This window comes from Tenacibaculum agarivorans (genome assembly GCF_001936575.1).
In the GTDB taxonomy this organism is placed as follows: domain Bacteria; phylum Bacteroidota; class Bacteroidia; order Flavobacteriales; family Flavobacteriaceae; genus Polaribacter; species Polaribacter agarivorans.
Genome location: NZ_MSMP01000030.1, coordinates 46,499 through 64,185, shown reverse-complemented (window position 1 = coordinate 64,185; position 17,687 = coordinate 46,499). Strand labels below are relative to the sequence as shown.

At 33.0% G+C, this 17,687-nt stretch carries 15 protein-coding genes; 10 read left to right on the top strand and 5 right to left on the bottom strand.

Translation table 11 applies throughout. The annotated features are described in order from the left end of the window. Positions 1-4,089: PKD-like domain-containing protein (locus BVC87_RS23510; RefSeq protein WP_075343861.1), on the bottom strand; the 4,089-nt coding region annotated here is incomplete at its 3' end. A 143-nt stretch (positions 4,090-4,232) separates the two neighbouring features. Then, positions 4,233-5,012 carry a TerB family tellurite resistance protein gene (locus tag BVC87_RS18320; RefSeq protein WP_075343863.1) on the bottom strand — a complete coding sequence of 260 codons (780 nt, stop codon included), beginning with the start codon at positions 5,010-5,012 and terminating at the stop codon, positions 4,233-4,235. A 69-nt stretch (positions 5,013-5,081) separates the two neighbouring features. Here BVC87_RS18320 and BVC87_RS18315 point away from each other — a divergent pair, with 69 nt between their 5' ends. Beyond that, on the top strand, positions 5,082-5,492 hold the full coding sequence (locus BVC87_RS18315; protein ID WP_075343860.1) for a BrxA/BrxB family bacilliredoxin: 411 nt from the start codon (positions 5,082-5,084) through the stop codon (positions 5,490-5,492). Between the two features lie 83 nt (positions 5,493-5,575). Continuing rightward, positions 5,576-6,607, top strand: coding sequence for a glycosyltransferase family 9 protein (locus BVC87_RS18310; protein ID WP_317041742.1), 1,032 nt, complete (start codon positions 5,576-5,578; stop codon positions 6,605-6,607). A gap of 229 nt (positions 6,608-6,836) precedes the next feature. On the opposite strand, the gene lysM is transcribed toward BVC87_RS18310, so the two are convergent. Together lysM and thiL are read right to left on the bottom strand one after the other, a co-directional pair. Next, entirely contained in the window at positions 6,837-7,307 is a 471-nt protein-coding gene (gene lysM, locus BVC87_RS18305) for a peptidoglycan-binding protein LysM (protein WP_075343858.1), read from the bottom strand. Between the two features lie 72 nt (positions 7,308-7,379). After that, positions 7,380-8,429 carry a thiamine-phosphate kinase gene (thiL, locus tag BVC87_RS18300; protein WP_075343857.1) on the bottom strand — a complete coding sequence of 350 codons (1,050 nt, stop codon included), beginning with the start codon at positions 8,427-8,429 and terminating at the stop codon, positions 7,380-7,382. A gap of 130 nt (positions 8,430-8,559) precedes the next feature. Between thiL and BVC87_RS18295 the strand changes: the two genes are divergently transcribed. The 8 genes from BVC87_RS18295 (at position 8,560) to sufD (ending at position 17,126) form a co-directional block, all read left to right on the top strand. After that, positions 8,560-9,807, top strand: coding sequence for a choice-of-anchor B family protein (locus BVC87_RS18295; RefSeq protein ID WP_075343856.1), 1,248 nt, complete (start codon positions 8,560-8,562; stop codon positions 9,805-9,807). 3 nt (positions 9,808-9,810) lie between these two features. After that, positions 9,811-11,130, top strand: coding sequence for a hypothetical protein (locus BVC87_RS18290; protein WP_075343855.1), 1,320 nt, complete (start codon positions 9,811-9,813; stop codon positions 11,128-11,130). Positions 11,131-11,135: 5 nt separating this feature from the next. Further along, a complete protein-coding gene (locus BVC87_RS18285) occupies positions 11,136-11,906 on the top strand; it encodes an MbnP family protein (RefSeq protein ID WP_075343854.1) in 771 nt (256 codons plus the stop codon). Further along, positions 11,896-12,966 carry a cytochrome-c peroxidase gene (locus BVC87_RS18280; RefSeq protein ID WP_075343853.1) on the top strand — a complete coding sequence of 357 codons (1,071 nt, stop codon included), beginning with the start codon at positions 11,896-11,898 and terminating at the stop codon, positions 12,964-12,966. Before BVC87_RS18285 ends, BVC87_RS18280 begins: the two co-directional genes overlap by 11 nt. A gap of 102 nt (positions 12,967-13,068) precedes the next feature. Beyond that, positions 13,069-13,398 (top strand): HesB/IscA family protein, encoded by a 330-nt coding sequence (locus BVC87_RS18275; protein WP_075343852.1) that lies wholly within the window; start codon positions 13,069-13,071, stop codon positions 13,396-13,398. A gap of 39 nt (positions 13,399-13,437) precedes the next feature. Beyond that, the gene (sufB, locus tag BVC87_RS18270) at positions 13,438-14,886 is read left to right on the top strand and encodes a Fe-S cluster assembly protein SufB (RefSeq protein ID WP_075343851.1); all 1,449 of its coding nucleotides are present in this window, start codon (positions 13,438-13,440) and stop codon (positions 14,884-14,886) included. A gap of 90 nt (positions 14,887-14,976) precedes the next feature. Continuing rightward, positions 14,977-15,729 (top strand): Fe-S cluster assembly ATPase SufC, encoded by a 753-nt coding sequence (gene sufC / locus BVC87_RS18265; RefSeq protein ID WP_075343850.1) that lies wholly within the window; start codon positions 14,977-14,979, stop codon positions 15,727-15,729. Positions 15,730-15,812: 83 nt separating this feature from the next. Further along, positions 15,813-17,126, top strand: coding sequence for a Fe-S cluster assembly protein SufD (sufD, locus tag BVC87_RS18260; protein WP_075343849.1), 1,314 nt, complete (start codon positions 15,813-15,815; stop codon positions 17,124-17,126). A gap of 52 nt (positions 17,127-17,178) precedes the next feature. Here sufD and BVC87_RS18255 read toward each other — a convergent pair whose 3' ends face one another. Next, positions 17,179-17,577, bottom strand: coding sequence for a hypothetical protein (locus BVC87_RS18255; protein ID WP_075343848.1), 399 nt, complete (start codon positions 17,575-17,577; stop codon positions 17,179-17,181). Positions 17,578-17,687: the final 110 nt, after the last annotated feature.

Below are 17,687 nucleotides of genomic sequence, written 5' to 3'. Positions count from 1 at the left end.
TGCATTGATTATAACTTCTGATTCATCTGATATTAAGTCTGAACAAACTCCGCTACTGTCGCTTACCACTACTCTATAATAGGTAGTACCAGATGTAGTAGTAACTGGTGTGTATGTTGAATTAGTCGCACTGGTAATATCCGTAAAACCACTTCCACTTGTACTAGAACTTTGCCATTGATACGTTAGTCCGTCTATACCGCCTGTAACAGTTACTGATAAATCTGTAGGTGTTGCGCCAACACAAATTGTTTGAGTTGTTATGGGTTGATCCGTAACTACTATTGCTGGTTTTACTGTTACTGTATACGTATAAGGACTCCCCACACAACTATTAGGACTCGTTGGTATTATTGTGTAAACTACGACTTGATTAGTTCCTGTTGTATTAATTAACGTATCGTTAATAGTAGTTCCCGATCCTCCAGAAATAGTTTCACCCGTAATATTTGGATTATCTATTGCTGACCATGAAAAACTACTTCCTGATATATTTACATCACTTGATAAATCATGGCTTAAAGTTATATTACTACATATTGTATCTACAGGAGGTGTGCTATTTGATGGCTCTGGATTCACCGTAACTACAATATTAAACGTTTCGCCATCACAAGCCGAACCATCTGCTATAGTTACTGCATATGTAATATTCACCGGAACTCCAGTGGTATTTTCGTAATTGTCTGTTATGTTAGCAACTGTTGCAGTTGTTCTATCAGATCCAGGAGGCACATTTGTTGCATCAGAAGAACTGACTGTATATGTTGTAGCAAAAGAAAGACCTACATTTAATACTTCATTGGAGCAAACTGTTTCAACTAAATCTGGGAATGGTGGAGCAACTATTTGCAACTTCACTTCCTCTCTTACAGGATTTACACAAGAAGTTGATGTATCTGTGATTTCAGCAAAAAAAGATGTCGGCGGATCCGTACTTGGACTTGTAGTATTTACAATTGGAGACACCACTATGTTTCCTCCCATCGCGGCATCATACCAAACTACACTTGTATTAGCATTCAAAGTAATTGCATCATTCGCATTTAACGATTGTGTTCCTGACATATCATCACATACAATGATATCACTTACACTTGCTAGTACTGGATTTGGATTTACAATAACTGTATTTGTATTCGTTAAATTAATTAAACATCCTGTTGATGTAATCTCTAATGAAATTAAGTTAATTGTAACGTCGCTGGTCGCTGATGTCTCAGTAATGATAGCACTACCACTTCCATTGAGTAAAACCGTTTGATTTGCATTTCCATTAATGTTGTATGTTAATTCTGTATTTGGAGTACCTTGGATTGTAAATTCAGCATCATCTCCTTCACAAATAGGAGAATTTGAATTTAATGATGTAAATACTGGTAAAACGTTTACTGTAATTGAATATGCTGTAGACGACAAAGAAGTACATCCATTAACATCTGTTACTGTATACGTTATATCAGTTGTTCCTGCACTTACACCGGTAACAACACCATTCGTATCTATCGTTGCAACGCCGGTATCCGAAGAATTCCATGCTATAGTTCCTGCAGTTCCTTCTGTTAAATCTATGGTACTACTTACACAAACTTCAGTAGGACCAGTAATAGGGTTAGCTACCGGAAGTGCATTTACTGTAATTGTTCCTGTAGCACTAACCGTATTACACCCTCCTGTTAATGGAATATCATAATTAAAAATCCCAGTATTGGTTGGTGTACCGCTAATTGTAATAACATCTCCACTCCAATTTGCATTTACTCCTGCAGGTAAACCTGTTGGAGTCCCTATACCTGTGGCCAAAGTTGTACTATGAGTAATATTAGTTAATGGGGTATTTACACATAATGTTGGTGTACTTGAAGGTGCACTTGCAGTATTACAAGGATTAATAGTAACGGGCTCATCCAAGTCATCCGTTAAATTATTGACTTCTCCACCTATTTCAGTATAGTTATAAGTTACGGTATTAGTCACGGTACCCGAAGCATTATCTCTAGCTCTTGCTACAATTTCTAACTCAAACTTATCTCCAGGATCCATCCCTCCAATATTCCAAGTTAGTCCACTTGTATTTGAAAAAGTAGTTCCTGGTTCAGGATTTGCACTAACAAATTCTAGCTCTGTAGGAAGAACATCAGTAACAACAACATTTGTAATCGGGTCGACAGCAAAACTTTCTATAGTAATTGTAAATGTTACATCACTACCTGCATCTATTGGATCCGCATTATCTACTTTTGTTACTTGTACTTCAGGGTCACAACTAAAAAAAGTAACCACTGCAGAATTATACTCACAACCTCCAAAGTCAGTAACTCTAACAAAATAATTACCTACACCATTTAACGTAGGGTCATAAGTTTGTAAACCCGGTCCGCTAGCCAATAATGTACCTGACACTTCATCAAACCCTTTATACCATGCGTAATTGGCAAATCCGCCTGTAACTTCTTGTAAATTAGAACCTGGATGACAACCTCCTCCCGTAATTTCTACTTCTACAACCGGAACAGTATCAAATCCAGAGAAATAACCGGCTAGACCAGCATTTTGTCCTAAAGACATAAATGTTCCTATAGCAATAGGCCCTGGTGTAACTACAGAAATTTCACCTGTTAACCCTGGAACATAAAATGTTTTCCATTGCGGAGATCCGGTTCCATCATCAACTAAGGTTGAAGCTGGTGTTGTGATTTGAACATTATTTTGAAAAATATCAATATCTGCATCGTTTATTAAGGTTGAAGCTACAATGGTTAAGGCTGAAATATTTGAATTTGTATTAGCTATATCTTGAATTTGCGGTATTTCTTCTAAAGTATTTGGTAATAAACAATTTACAGGAGCAATAAAGTTCATTCCTACTGTTTGTATTCGATCTGTTTGCCCAGCTAAACATTGATACGCATAAGCATCTTTAGATGTTCTAACATACATATTAGAACCTGGAGTATTTCCAGAATAATTTGAACCTGGTATTTCTAAATATTCTCCATCATCTATTGTACCTATAAGAGTAGTTCCTACAAAAACATCTGTATCATCATTCGTAGCTACAATTACTGGAAATTCCGTTCCATCATTAGCATCACCAGCCCCTCTCATAAACACATATTCTCTCCCAATTACGTTAGTAGGCACTGGTTGATCTATACCTACATCTCTACCCTGAGAGGTACTTCTAATTCCAAAATTCAGTCCTCCACTTGCAATAGCAATAGGCTCAGTGGCCTCAATTTTAGCACCTAACCATCCATCTACATTGGCTGCATTTATGGTTGCATTTACTCCTCCTTGATTTCTGACTGCTTCTAATACATAAGTTTCACCTGGCTGCATATTTGGAATCACAATAACATCATCAGTAATACCATCGGGATCAGTTCCATTTCTAAACGCACAATCTGGATTAAAACCTGAAATAGTAACTGTTGTATTAGCAGCTGTAGCCATAATTCCTAAACTTGTACTACTATTAGCATTGCTATGTCTATTTGCTATACCTCCCCATCTAAATTCTTTACCTAAAGCTTTTCCTCCTTTGCAGGTAAGAGAACCAGCCTGTGCTCCAGACCTCCCTCTATAATTCACATAAAATTTTTGTCCTCCAGGCGCTTCAAATCGTAAACCTGCAGTGGTTAATTTTGTTCCGGTATTTCCGTTAGTAACTAACGTGATATTATTATTACTGTTTGCCAATACCGCATCTGTAAATCCTCCCGCTGAATCATCTACATTATCTATTATAAATGGTGTTCCTTTTACTAAACTAGGTATGGTAAGCCATGGTGTACCAGAAGTTCCTCTATACACATTTACTACAAAAGGAGTTGTCTCTGGAGTAGAAAGATAAATTGACTGTTGTTGTATAGCTGCACTACTATTATGACTTGCATTATTATTTGTTCCTGAAGTCTGTTTTAATGGTGGTAAATAATGCTTACTATCCAACTGAGCTAATGACACTACACTAGTAAAAACAAAAACCAAAAGAAGTAATGTTTTTGTTTTCTGAGTTGAAAATTTTAATCGTCCAAATTTCAAAAGACTTACTTTTTTGTAAGCCACTCTATGATTAGTTTCCATGTTTTAGATTTCCGGGGGTCAATGTGTCCTTTAAAGATAAAAAAATGCCTTTGTTTTTTGACACTTTATTAACATATAAGTCACCACAATGATAAAAAAAAGTTAAAAACCTCTTTTTTTATAGAAAACTAATCTTATAAAATTTAAGTGATATTTTTTTCTGCTTTTATACTTTCATAAGCTTTTTGTATACTTTGAAATTTTTCTTTAGCTGCTTTTTTATGCTCTTCTCCAATGTTCTGCAAACGATCTGGATGATACTTTTTAGCCATTTTTCTATACGCTTTTTTAATTTCATCATGAGAAGCGTCTTTTGAAATCTCAAGTATTTTATATGAAGCGTCAATTTCATTATAAAACATTGCTTTTATTGAAGTGTAATCTCCAGAACTGATATATAGGTACCCTGAAATTTTATGGATAGCTTCTTCTTCTGAAGCTGTAACATTTCCATCTGCTTTCGCAATTCCAAATAAAAAGTGGATTAACTGTAATCTCGAAGGATGCGACATATGCTCTCGTATTTGGATACATACTTCTCGAGTTGAAACATCTTTCTTTATAATGCCATTGAATAATTTAAATGCTCTAGTAGCACGCTGCTCTCCATAAAGATTTATAAAATGTTTTCTTACATATTCTAACTCTACTTGATCTATTTTGCCATCTGCTTTTATTACAATTGAAGATAAAATTAACAGACTTACTTCAAAATCTCCAGCAGTAGCTTTTTTCACTCTTGGTCGCTCTGTTCTTTGTCTAGTTGTTTTTCGTGTATAATCTTCTTGTTCTTCTTTATATTCTTTAAGACTAATAACATCAGAATCTAACATACTTCCTATAGCAAATCCTATAATTGCTCCTATTGGACCTCCAAATGTAAATCCTAAACCAGCTCCTAACCATTTTGTAAAATTTCCCATATCTAATTCTTTATGAATTTCAAATATAATCAGATTATAAGTATCTTTGTAATTCAAAAATAAATAATTATGTATCCAGAAGAATTAGTAAAACCTATGCGTGATCAGTTAATTAATGCAGGGTTTACAGCTTTATATAATGCAGAAGATGTTGACTCAGCTTTAGCAAAAGAAGGAACTACTTTAGTAATGGTTAATTCTGTGTGTGGTTGTGCTGCTGGTACGGCTAGACCAGGCGCAATTGCTTCTTTAGAAACTGAGAAAAAGCCAGATCATTTAACTACTGTTTTTGCTGGTGTAGAAAAAGAATCTACAGCAAAAGCACGTGAATATATGATCCCTTTTCCTCCTTCTTCACCAGCTATCGCTTTATTTAAAGATGGGAAACTAGTACACATGTTAGAAAGACATCATATTGAAGGGCGTTCAGCTGAAATGATTGCTGAAAACTTATCTCAAGCTTACGAAGAGTTCTGCTAATAGCACTTTTAAAATAAAATTTAGAATCCACTCCTTGAGTGGATTTTTTTATACTTAATTTTGAGATTTAAAATCTTTGTTTTTTGAATACAAAAACTCATATTATAGTTTTTAGATTATCTGCCATGGGTGATGTCGCCATGACTGTACCTGTTATTAAAAATTTGGTAAAGCAACATCCCAAAGCTCAAATCACTTTTGTATCAAAACAATTTTTACAACCTTTATTCGAGGATATTCCGAATGTTACTTTTTTTGCAGCTAAAGTTAACAATAGACATAAAGGTTTTTTAGGTCTGATTAGATTATATAAAGACTTAAACAAAAATAAGCCTACTCATTTTGCTGACTTACATAATGTACTACGTTCTAAAATTGTAAGAGGGTTATTCAGTTTTTTTTCCAATGCTAAAATTGCAAAAATTGACAAAGGAAGAAAAGAAAAAAAAGCATTGACTAGAAAAGAAAATAAGGTATTTAAACAACTTAAATCTTCACATGAAAGGTATGTAGATGTATTTAAAAAACTAGGAATTCAAATTAATTTACAGTCTGATTCTTCTAAAAAAGCACAATTAAATACATTTAATACTCAAAAATTGGGTTCAAAAGAAAAAAAATGGATTGGTATTGCTCCTTTTGCAGCATTTGAGTCTAAAACCTATCCGTTAGATTTAATGGAAAAAGTCATTCAAAAGCTATCTAATGAAGATCTACAACTATTTTTATTTGGAGGAAAAGCTGATATCGAAACTTTAGAAGAATTTCAAAGTAAATACTCTAATGTTATTTCTGTTGCTGGTCAATTAAATGGGCTTAAAAATGAATTAAATTTAATTGCAAATTTAAATGTAATGTTATCTATGGATAGTGCTAATGCACATTTAGCTGCAATGCAAAATACCAAAACCATAATTTTATGGGGAAATACGCATCCTTATGCTGGTTTTGCTCCATTTAATCAACCTTCAGATTACAGTATAGTACCTGATTTAAAAAATTATCCTTTACTTCCATGCTCTGTTTATGGGAATAGAACATTTGAAGGATATGAAGATGTAATGCGTAGTATTGAACCTGAGATAATAGTAGATAAAGTATTAGAAATTTTATAAGTATATCATTTAATAATTTACTTTGAAAGCTTTCTATATTTAACCTATCTTTAAAAAAGCCGAAAGATTCGACAAGATAATTTTTAAGGTAGCTACAAAATTGCAATCCTTGCCTATTTACTTCAAGAATTTTTCTTTCAACTAATTTTATTTGATCAATTATTATCCAACAATAAAAAAAGCACCACTGTAAAGTGATGCTTCCTGATTGTGGTTGTATAACTTTTGGTTAGTCCACTAAAGGTGGAATTCTTAATACTTGACCAGGGTAAATCTTATCTGGGTGCTCTAACATTGGTTTGTTAGCCTCAAAGATTACAGGGTATTTCATAGCATCACCGTAGAATTCTTTAGCTATTTTTCCTAAAGTATCTCCGCTAACTACAGTATGAAACTGAGCCATTTCTTCTTCAGCTACTTCTTCTACTTCAGCTACAGTCATATTATCTTCAACAGTTGCAATTCCTTCTGTATTTCCTACAACTAAAACTACTTTTTCTTTTGTTGCTAAATCTGCAGCTTCACCAGTAATTGTAGCTTTATCATCATCTACACTAACATTTAAGTCAGCAACAGATAATTCTAATGCATTAACTGCATCAACTAATTTACCAGCTTTCTCAGCGGCTTCTTCTTCAGTAGTTTTTCCAATTCCAAAAACTTTAGCTCCGGCATTTTTAATAAATGAAAATAAACCCATTTCTTTTAATTTTTTGTTGTTAATAATTATTTAATTCGTATCAGCAATATACAAATTTTATACCATTACTTTTTAAGATTCTTCATTGAATGAATTCCAACCCTGAGCTTTTAATTTAATAGATTGATTTGCACGGGTTATTAAATTCATGCCTTGATTTTCTTCAGTAATATGACCTATTACAGTAAGATTTGGGTTTCCTTTTATCTTATCAAAATCATTTATAGAGACCGTAAACAACAACTCATAATCTTCTCCTCCACTAAGCGCAACCATTGTAGAATCCAAATTAAATTCTTCGCAAGTAGAAATTACTTGTGGATCTAGTGGGAATTTATCTTCAAACAAGTTACATCCTACTTTACTCTGTGTACATATGTGCATAATTTCTGATGATAACCCATCTGAAATATCAATCATAGCTGTAGGTTTCACCTCTAATTCTTTCAATAATTTAGGAATATCCTTTCTAGCTTCTGGTTTCAATTGTCTTTCTACAATATAAGAATATGACTCAAGATCGGGCTGATTTTGAGGGTTAACCTTAAATACTTCCTTCTCTCTTTCCATAACTTGTAATCCTAAATAGGCGCCTCCTAAATCTCCGGTCACTACAACTAAATCATTAGATTTTGCTCCATTTCTATATACAATATCCTCTTTTTTAGCTGTACCTAAAGCGGTTATGGAAATTAACATTCCTTTGGTTGAAGAAGTAGTATCTCCTCCTATTAAGTCAACTTTATATGTTTTACACGCCAACTGGATCCCTGAGTATAATTCTTCCAAAGCCTCCAATGGAAAACGATTAGAGACTGCAATAGAGACAGTAATTTGCTTCGCTTCTGCATTCATTGCATAAACATCTGAAAGATTTACCATTACAGATTTGTAACCTAAATGTTTTAAAGGCACATAACTTAAATCAAAATGTACTCCTTCAACTAATAAATCTGTAGTAACTACCAATTCATCTTCATTAGATACTACTGCACAATCGTCTCCCACACCTTTTACTGTTGACTCATGATGTATTTCGAAATGTTCTGTTAAGTGACTGATTAGACCAAACTCTCCTAATTCAGCTAATGAAGTTTTTTGCTTATTTTTATCTTCTAACATAAAACAAAGATACTTCAATCTAATTTTTTAACAATACTTATCAGCTTTTTAACAATGAAATTATAGGAATTTTACTTTTAATCCAATAATTTTATACATTAGTATCCAACAACCTCAATTAATGTACATTATGAGTTTCCGTTTATTCCCTTTAATTACATGTATTTTTTTAGCCTTTAGCTGTTCAAATGATGATCCAGGCAACGACGATGGTGATAATCCAGATACTTCTGAAGACTCAAGAACACCCTGTAAAAATGGTATGGCAGGTGACTTTCCTTGTAATGGCTATGATTTAATGGCTAACATACCAGCTACAGTTTTAGGAGGTACCCCTGGTGTACCTAGAGGAAGTGATATTTGGGGTTGGACAGATGCTTCAACAGGAAAAGAGTATGCTATTTCATGCTTAAATAACAGCACTGCTTTTGTAGACATTAGCGAACCTACAAATCCAATATTTTTAGGACGTTTAAATACAAATACGTCAGCGAACTCATGGAGAGATGTAAAAATATATAACAACTTTGCTTTTATTGTTGCTGATAATGTAGGTGCGCATGGTATGCAAGTTTTTGATCTTACTAAATTAAGAAATGTTGCTAATCCACCTGTAGATTTTACTGCTGATACGGTATATACAGGAGTCGAAAGTTGTCATAATATTGTAATTAATGAAGATAAAGCCATTGCATATTTAGTAGGCTGTAGAAGCACTAATGGTGGTGGGCCAGTTTTTGTAGATATTAGTGATCCTTTGAATCCTACATCTTTAGGAAGCTATATAGGTAGTGGTTATTCACATGACGCACAAGTAATAACCTACAATGGTCCTGATACACGATATACAGGAAAAGAAATATATATTGGAAGTAATGAAAATGAAATAGTTGTTTTAGACGTTACTGACAAATCTAATGTTGTTCTACTATCTTCTTTAAGTTACCCACAAGTACGATATGCTCATCAGGGTTGGTTTACAGACGATCAAACACATTTTATTTTAGGTGATGAATTGGACGAGCAAACTTTTGGTTTTAATACACGTTTACTTGTTTTCAACTTAAGTGATTTAGAAAATCCAACACTATCTTCAACATACACAGGACCAACTACAGCAGTCGATCATAATGGTTATGTAAAAGGTAATTCATTTTTCATCGCTAACTACACCGCTGGTATGAGAGAACTAGATATCAGTAACATAAGTGCAGCTACAAACTCAATGAATGAAGTTGGTTTTTTCGATACTTTTCCTCAAAATAACAATGCTGATTTTAGCGGAGCTTGGAGTGTCTATCCTTACTTTCCTAGTGGAAATATTGTAATTAACGATATTCAACGTGGCCTTTTTATTGTTAGAAAATCTGGAACTTAATTTATGAGATTATACTTTATTCTATCAATCTTATTAGTATTTACAAATTGCTCAAACAATGAGTCTCCGATTTCTCAGACTGAGAACATCAACATTACATTTATAAAAACACTGGGGGGGAATAAAAATGAAATAGCAAATTCAGTTGTAAAAACCAATGATGGCGGATATGCTATTTGTGGATATACTGATAGTAATAATGAGGATTTTGATAGTAAAGTAACAAATGATTCTGACTTTTTTCTACTCAAATATTCTAGCAATGATACTTTAGAATGGTCTAAAATTTACGGTGGATCAGATAATGATAGAGCACATAGCGTGATTCAAACGTCTGATACTGGTTTTGCTATCATAGGTTTTAGTAAAAGTAATGATGGAGACGCTACAGAAAACAAAGGAAACAATGATTTTTGGATGTTAAAACTAACAGCTAATGGAGAAATTTCATGGCAAAAATCTTATGGCTTTTCAGGAAATGATACAGGGTATGCTGTAATTCAAACTGCTGACAATGGTTTTCTACTCATTGGAGAATTAGATGTTACCTCATCTGGAGGTGAAGGAAACTCCAAAAGTTTACTCTCTAGACATGCTGGAGGTGATTACTGGGCTATAAAATTAAACGCTACCGGAGAGAAAGAATGGAGTAAATTTTATGGTGGTACTTTTACTGACACACCTACTGATATAATTGAAACTAGTAGCGGTGATTTTTTAATTGCTGGAACTACAGATAGCACTGATGTGGATATTTCTAACCCAAAAGGCGACTATGACTTCTGGGTTGTTAAAATAGATAATACTGGAACATTACTTTGGGAAAAGAACTTTGGTGGATCTCAAGCTGATAAAGCTTCAAGGATGGTTAAAACAAATGATAATCAATTCATTATTATAGGAAATACCAGAAGTAATGATAAAGATATTTCATTTAATAACGGCGGTGGCGATTTATGGCTCGTTAAAATTGATGCTGATGGAAAAATGATTTGGGAAAAAACTTACGGTGGCTCAAGCTTTGAAACTGGTTCTTCTATATTTTCTTCTAGTAATGGAGATTTTTTAATTGTTGGAAACTCTAGAAGTTTAGATAATAATTTCTCTAATAAAGGTCAAAACGATGCTTGGATACAAAAAATATCCTCTGAAGGAACTATCAAATGGCAAAAATTTATAGGTGGATCTAATGTTGATGTATTGTATGACGTTACTGAAATAAATGACGGTAGTATAATAGCTGTTGGTGAAAGTACTAGTAATGACAAAGACATAACGGAAAATAAGGGCTTTTCTGACATTCTAATAACAAAACTTAATTAATATATATGTTAAAATTTTTATACTCTTTAACCTTACTTCTATGTTTAGTTTCATGTTCTAGTAATGAAGACACTATACTACAAAGTAAAAAAATCACAGTCAATTTTGTACATAAATGGGATGATGTTGTAGTTACAAAAGCTGATTTTAATTCAAAGAGTTTTGAAACGGAAAATGAAGACAAAGTTAGTATTGAGCTTTACAGATATGTATTGTCTAACATTAAATTAGTTGATGCTAACAATAATGAAACTGATGTATCGGATTATTTACTTATTGATCTTGGAGAGGAGAAAAATTTATCTTTTGAAATTGATAAAATTCTAATCAATGGAACCTATAGTCTTAATTTTACTTTTGGGTTTTCAGATGAAGATAATAAAGATGGAGAATATGCAGATTTAAATTCAGCTAATTTTAATGTACCTACATCATTAGGAGGAGGTTACCATTATATGCAATTTGACGGCAAATATACCAATACAACGACCACAATGCCTTCTGGATTTAATTATCATGCAATTCGAGCAGCAGATATAACAGACCCTGCTAATCCTGTATACGAAGACACATCAATTCCAATCAGTTTAACAAATATAGAAGTTACAGATGGTGATATTGTAATTAATGTTACTGTTGATATTAGCCAGTGGTTTGAAGATCCTAATACATGGGATTTAAACACATTAAACCAAATGTTAATGCCTAATTTTGATGCTCAAAAATTAATGAGTGCCAATGGGGCTACTGTTTTTAGTTTAGATAATGATTCGTAATTGTACATTTTCTTTTTTTATATGTGTTTTTCTTTCTTGCTCTTCTGATAACAGTAATGATCAAGAAACATACACACCTATTGAAATTTCATTAGAGGTACCTAAACTTTTTGAAGATAAACTAATTGCTCCTGTAATACCAGTAAATAACAGATTAACTGTTGAAGGAGTGGCTTTAGGTAGAAAGTTATTTTTTGATCCTATTTTATCAGGTGATAATTCTGTTTCTTGCGCGACTTGTCACGATCCTAAAAAGGCTTTTACAGATAATTTACAATTTAGTGAAGGTATAAATGGACGCATCGGCACGCGTAATTCAATGCCACTTTTTAATTTAGCGTGGAATTTTGATGAACGTTTTGCTTGGGACGGAAAAGAGTTTAGTCTAGAAAAACAAGCTTTTGAACCTGTTACAAATTCCAAAGAAATGAATAATGATTGGAAAACAGTAGCCACTAGACTTATCAATCACTCTGAATATCCTGAATTATTCAAACAGGCTTTTGGCAATATACCTGTAGATTCTAATCTCGTTGTAAAAGCCATTGCTCAATTTGAAAGAACATTAATTTCAGGGAACGCTAAGTTTGATAAATTCCTACGTGGTGAAACTACTTTAACTACACAAGAGCAAAACGGATTAGATGTTTTTATGCAAGAAACTAAAGGAGATTGCTTTCATTGTCATGGCAATCCAAACAACCCATTATGGACCGATAATCAATTCCATAATAATGGATTAGATGAAACCTTCTCAGATCTTGGACTGGGCGCTGTAACAGGTGACCCAAATGATAATGGAAAATTTAGATCGCCTTCTTTACGAAATTTGGCTTTCACATCACCTTATATGCATGACGGTAGATTTACTACTCTGGACGAAGTAATCGATCACTATTCAGAAGGGTTAAAAAACTCTACAACAATAGATCCTCTAATGAAAAAAATAGATCAGGGTGGCGTAAATTTAACAACTCAAGATAAAGCTGATTTAAAAGTTTTTTTATTAACTTTATCTGATTCGGACTTCTTAAATAATCCTAATTTTCAGAAACCATAAATTTTATTGATCTGGGTATCGTAATTATCATTTAAGCTTACATGGTAGAATCGCTGTTTATGTCGTATATTTGCAGCTCAAAGTTAAACAGAAACCATTCCTATGATAAAAGTTTCAGACACAGCTAAAAAGAAAGTTGTAGAATTAATGACAGACGATGGCTACAATGCAACTACTGATTTTGTTCGTGTAGGTGTTAAAAGTGGTGGTTGTTCCGGACTTTCATACGACTTAAGTTTTGATAAAGAAACCCAAGAAAGCGACAAAATTTTCGAAGAAAATGGTGTTAAGCTTGTTGTTGATAAAAAAAGTTTCCTGTATTTAGTAGGAACTACCTTAGAATATTCTGGCGGATTAAACGGAAAAGGATTTGTTTTTAACAATCCTAATGCCAACAGAACATGCGGGTGCGGAGAAAGTTTTTCTCTATAAAAAGTGATAATTGATTACTGATAACTGATTACTGAAAAAATGAGTAAGTACACTGAAGACGATTTAAGAGAAGAATTAAAAACCAAAGAATATGAGTATGGTTTTTATACAGATATTGAAAGCGAAACATTTCCTAAGGGATTAAATGAAGATATAGTTCGTGCCATTTCTAAAAAGAAGAATGAGCCTGAATGGATGACTGAGTGGCGTTTAGAGGCGTTTAGAGTTTGGCAACAAATGGAAGAACCAGAATGGGCAAATGTGAATTATGAAAAACCTAAATTTCAAGATATTTCATACTATTCGGCTCCTAAACAGAAACCTAAATTAAATAGTTTAGATGAAGTGGATCCTGAAATGTTAGCTACTTTTGAGAAATTAGGAATCTCTTTAGAAGAACAAAAAAGATTAGCTAATGTAGCGGTAGATATCGTAATGGATTCTGTTTCTGTAGCTACTACTTTTAAAGAAACATTAGCTGAAAAAGGAATCATTTTCATGCCAATTTCTGAGGCTATTCAAGAACATCCTGAATTGGTTAAAAAATATATCGGTTCTATAGTTCCAACTACTGATAATTTCTATGCAGCATTAAATTCTGCTGTTTTCTCTGATGGATCTTTCTGTTACATTCCTAAAGGCGTTCGTTGTCCTATGGAACTATCAACCTACTTCAGAATCAACGAAGGTGGAACAGGACAATTTGAAAGAACTTTAGTGATTGCTGACAAAGGTAGTTATGTTTCTTATCTAGAAGGATGTACAGCACCTCAACGTGATGAGAATCAATTACACGCTGCTGTTGTTGAATTAATTGCTCTTGACGATGCCGAAATCAAATACTCAACAGTACAAAACTGGTTTCCTGGTGATGCAGAAGGAAAAGGAGGAGTTTTCAATTTTGTAACCAAGCGTGGTTTATGCGAAACCAATGCTAAAATCTCTTGGACACAAGTTGAAACAGGTTCTGCAGTTACATGGAAATATCCAAGTTGTGTTTTAAAAGGAAATAATTCTGTAGGAGAATTCTACTCAATTGCAGTTACTAATAATTTCCAACAAGCAGACACTGGAACTAAAATGATTCATTTAGGAAAAAACACGAAGTCTACAATTATTTCTAAAGGTATTTCTGCAGGTAAATCGCAAAACAGTTACCGTGGTTTAGTTCAAATAGGAGCTAGAGCTGAGAATGCTCGTAACTTCTCGCAATGTGATTCTTTACTAATGGGTAATGAATGTGGAGCACACACATTTCCATATATAGAAACAAAAAATAAATCTGCACAAGTAGAGCATGAAGCTACTACAAGTAAGATTGGAGAAGATCAATTATTCTATTGTAATCAAAGAGGTATAGATACTGAAAAAGCTATTGCATTAATTGTTAACGGTTTTAGTAAAGAAGTATTAAACAAATTACCTATGGAGTTTGCAGTAGAAGCACAAAAATTATTAGAAATCTCTTTAGAAGGTTCTGTAGGATAATTAACCAATGTGTTAATTTGAAAATATATCAATTATTAAGTTAAAATTACGCTTGCAGCAAAAAGCTAAAAGCATATAGCATAAATCAAGATGTTAAAAATAGAAAATTTACACGCAGCAATAGAAGAAAAGTCAATCTTAAAAGGATTGAACTTAGAAGTAAAAGCAGGAGAAGTACATGCAATTATGGGACCTAATGGAGCTGGTAAGAGTACAATGGCTTCTGTAATAGCAGGTAAAGAAGAATACGAAGTAACTTCTGGAACTATTGAGTTAGAAGGTGAAGATATTAGCGAATTAGCACCTGAAGAAAGAGCACATGCAGGTGTGTTTTTATCATTTCAATACCCTGTTGAAATACCTGGTGTGACTGTAACTAATTTTGTTAAAACATCAATTAACGAATCTAGAAAAGCACAAGGTTTAGAAGAAATGCCAGCTAAGGAAATGCTTCAGAAGATTCGTGAAAAGTCTGAATTACTAGAGATTGATCGCAAATTCTTATCACGTTCATTAAACGAAGGATTTTCTGGTGGTGAAAAGAAGCGTAATGAGATTTTTCAAATGGCTATGTTAGAACCTAAGCTAGCTATTTTAGATGAAACTGATTCAGGTTTAGATATTGACGCTTTACGTATTGTTGCTAATGGTGTGAATAAACTGAAATCTAAAGATAACGCTGTAATTGTAATTACACACTATCAACGTTTATTAGATTATATTGTTCCAGATTTCGTACATGTTTTACATGATGGAAAGATTGTTAAAACTGGTGACGCATCTTTAGCTTTAGAATTAGAAGCTAAAGGATACGATTGGATTAAGGAAGAAGTTGGCGCATAACGCCAGTAACCAGTTCATAGTAGAAAGTAAACAGTGATTATAAAACTGCATACCGAATACTAAATACTGAATACTGAAATACAATGGAATTAAAAGATAAATTAATATCATCATATGTTGCTTTTGAGAATGGTTTGAATGTAAATTCAGATGTCCATGAAATACGATCAAAAGCACTACAGAATTTTGAAAAACTAGGCTTTCCTACTAAGAAATTAGAAGCTTGGAAATACACTTCTTTAAATTCAGTTTTAAAAGAAGATTATAGTTTATTTCCTAAAGCTGAAAAGGCCGTTGAATTAGCAGATGTAAAAAAATATTTCATCCATGATATAGATACTTACAAAATAGTGTTTATTGATGGAAAATACAGTTCTTTTTTATCTGAAACAACTCACGATAATATTGATGTTTGTTTATTATCTTCTGCTTTAGACAAAGCTAAATATAAACCTGTAATTGAAAATTATTTCAACAAGGCAGCGAAGCAAGATAATTTAACATCATTAAATACTGCATTCGCTACTGAAGGAGCTTACATCTATATTCCAAGAAATGTAGAAGTTGAAAAACCAATACAAATTATCAACTTTACTACTGGAGCTGAAAACGCAACCATGTTACAACCTCGTAACTTAATTGTTGCTGAAAGAAATGCTCATGTTCAAATTATTGAGCGCCATCAAAGCTTAACCGATCAAGCTGTACTAACAAATTCGGTTACTGAAATTTTTGTAGATACACATGCTAATGTTGATTACTACAAAATCCAAAACGATAACATTAATGCCTCTTTAGTAGATAATACATTCATTGAACAACAAAAAGAAAGTACTTGTTCAGTACACACCTTCTCTTTTGGAGGAAATATCACAAGAAATAATCTTAATTTCTTTCAAAAAGGAGAACATATCAATTCAATTTTAAAAGGTGTAACTATTCTTGAAGGAAAGCAACATGTAGATCATCATACTTTAGTGCATCATATAGAACCAAATTGCGAAAGTCATCAAGATTATAAAGGAATTTATGCTGATCGTTCTGTTGGTGTATTTAACGGAAAAGTAGTTGTTGAAAAAGAAGCTCAAAAAACAAATGCTTACCAACAAAACAACAATGTTTTAGTGAGCGATAAAGCTACTATAAATGCAAAACCTCAATTGGAAATATTTGCTGATGACGTGAGATGTTCTCATGGTTGTACTATAGGTCAATTAGATCAACAAGCTTTATTTTACATGCAGCAAAGAGGAATTCCTAAAAAAGAAGCCAATGCTTTATTAATGTATGCATTTGCAAATACTGTTTTAGAAAGTGTAAGGATACCAGAAGTTAAAAGAAGAATTACTAATATTATTGCCAGCAAACTTGGCGTTAGTATTGGTTTTGACTTATAAGATTCCTTAAAAAAATATTAAAAAAGCCGAGTAATATCTTACTCGGCTTTTTTTATTTAGTTTCCTTAACAGCTTCCCAAACTGCCAAAAAATCTTTCTTAAGAGAATGTGTTGAGCCATAAAGTTTTCCGTTTTTAAGATAAAATGAGGTATTATAATCACCTGAATTATCTCCAGAAACTAATGCTCCATAAATATTCTTATTCTGAACATTAATTCTCCCCTCTCTTATTGATACTCCTTCTCGATAAAATGTTCCCTCAATTGAATTCTTAGACACTCTATCTATAATCATTATAGCATAATTACTATCCGATTTATCATACGGAGATAAATCAATTTTCCATTTCCCAATTAACTGATTGATTCGAGAACTTGATTCTTCTTGTGCTGATAAAGACAGATTAGTAAACACTGTAAAACATAAAATAATTGCATAAACTCTTTTCATTGTATTAGATTTTAAATTCAATACAAACTTAGATGCTATGCACATCACAATCGCTTCATTTATTTAATTGAAACCTAAACTCTAGTGCTAATAGGTGCCACAAATATATT

Excerpts from the sequence above, each read along its gene's own strand:
- lysM (WP_075343858.1), bottom strand. The coding sequence starts at position 7,307 with ATGGGTTTATTTTCATTTATTAAAAATGCCGGAGCTAAAGTTTTTGGA.
- thiL (WP_075343857.1), bottom strand. The coding sequence starts at position 8,429 with ATGTTAGAAGATAAAAATAAGCAAAAAACTTCATTAGCTGAATTAGGA.
- BVC87_RS18290 (WP_075343855.1), top strand. The coding sequence starts at position 9,811 with ATGAGATTATACTTTATTCTATCAATCTTATTAGTATTTACAAATTGC.
- BVC87_RS18320 (WP_075343863.1), bottom strand. The coding sequence starts at position 5,012 with ATGGGAAATTTTACAAAATGGTTAGGAGCTGGTTTAGGATTTACATTT.
- sufD (WP_075343849.1), top strand. The coding sequence starts at position 15,813 with ATGGAATTAAAAGATAAATTAATATCATCATATGTTGCTTTTGAGAAT.
- BVC87_RS18255 (WP_075343848.1), bottom strand. The coding sequence starts at position 17,577 with ATGAAAAGAGTTTATGCAATTATTTTATGTTTTACAGTGTTTACTAAT.
- BVC87_RS18285 (WP_075343854.1), top strand. The coding sequence starts at position 11,136 with ATGTTAAAATTTTTATACTCTTTAACCTTACTTCTATGTTTAGTTTCA.
- sufC (WP_075343850.1), top strand. The coding sequence starts at position 14,977 with ATGTTAAAAATAGAAAATTTACACGCAGCAATAGAAGAAAAGTCAATC.
- BVC87_RS18275 (WP_075343852.1), top strand. The coding sequence starts at position 13,069 with ATGATAAAAGTTTCAGACACAGCTAAAAAGAAAGTTGTAGAATTAATG.
- BVC87_RS18295 (WP_075343856.1), top strand. The coding sequence starts at position 8,560 with ATGAGTTTCCGTTTATTCCCTTTAATTACATGTATTTTTTTAGCCTTT.
- sufB (WP_075343851.1), top strand. The coding sequence starts at position 13,438 with ATGAGTAAGTACACTGAAGACGATTTAAGAGAAGAATTAAAAACCAAA.
- BVC87_RS18280 (WP_075343853.1), top strand. The coding sequence starts at position 11,896 with ATGATTCGTAATTGTACATTTTCTTTTTTTATATGTGTTTTTCTTTCT.
- BVC87_RS18315 (WP_075343860.1), top strand. The coding sequence starts at position 5,082 with ATGTATCCAGAAGAATTAGTAAAACCTATGCGTGATCAGTTAATTAAT.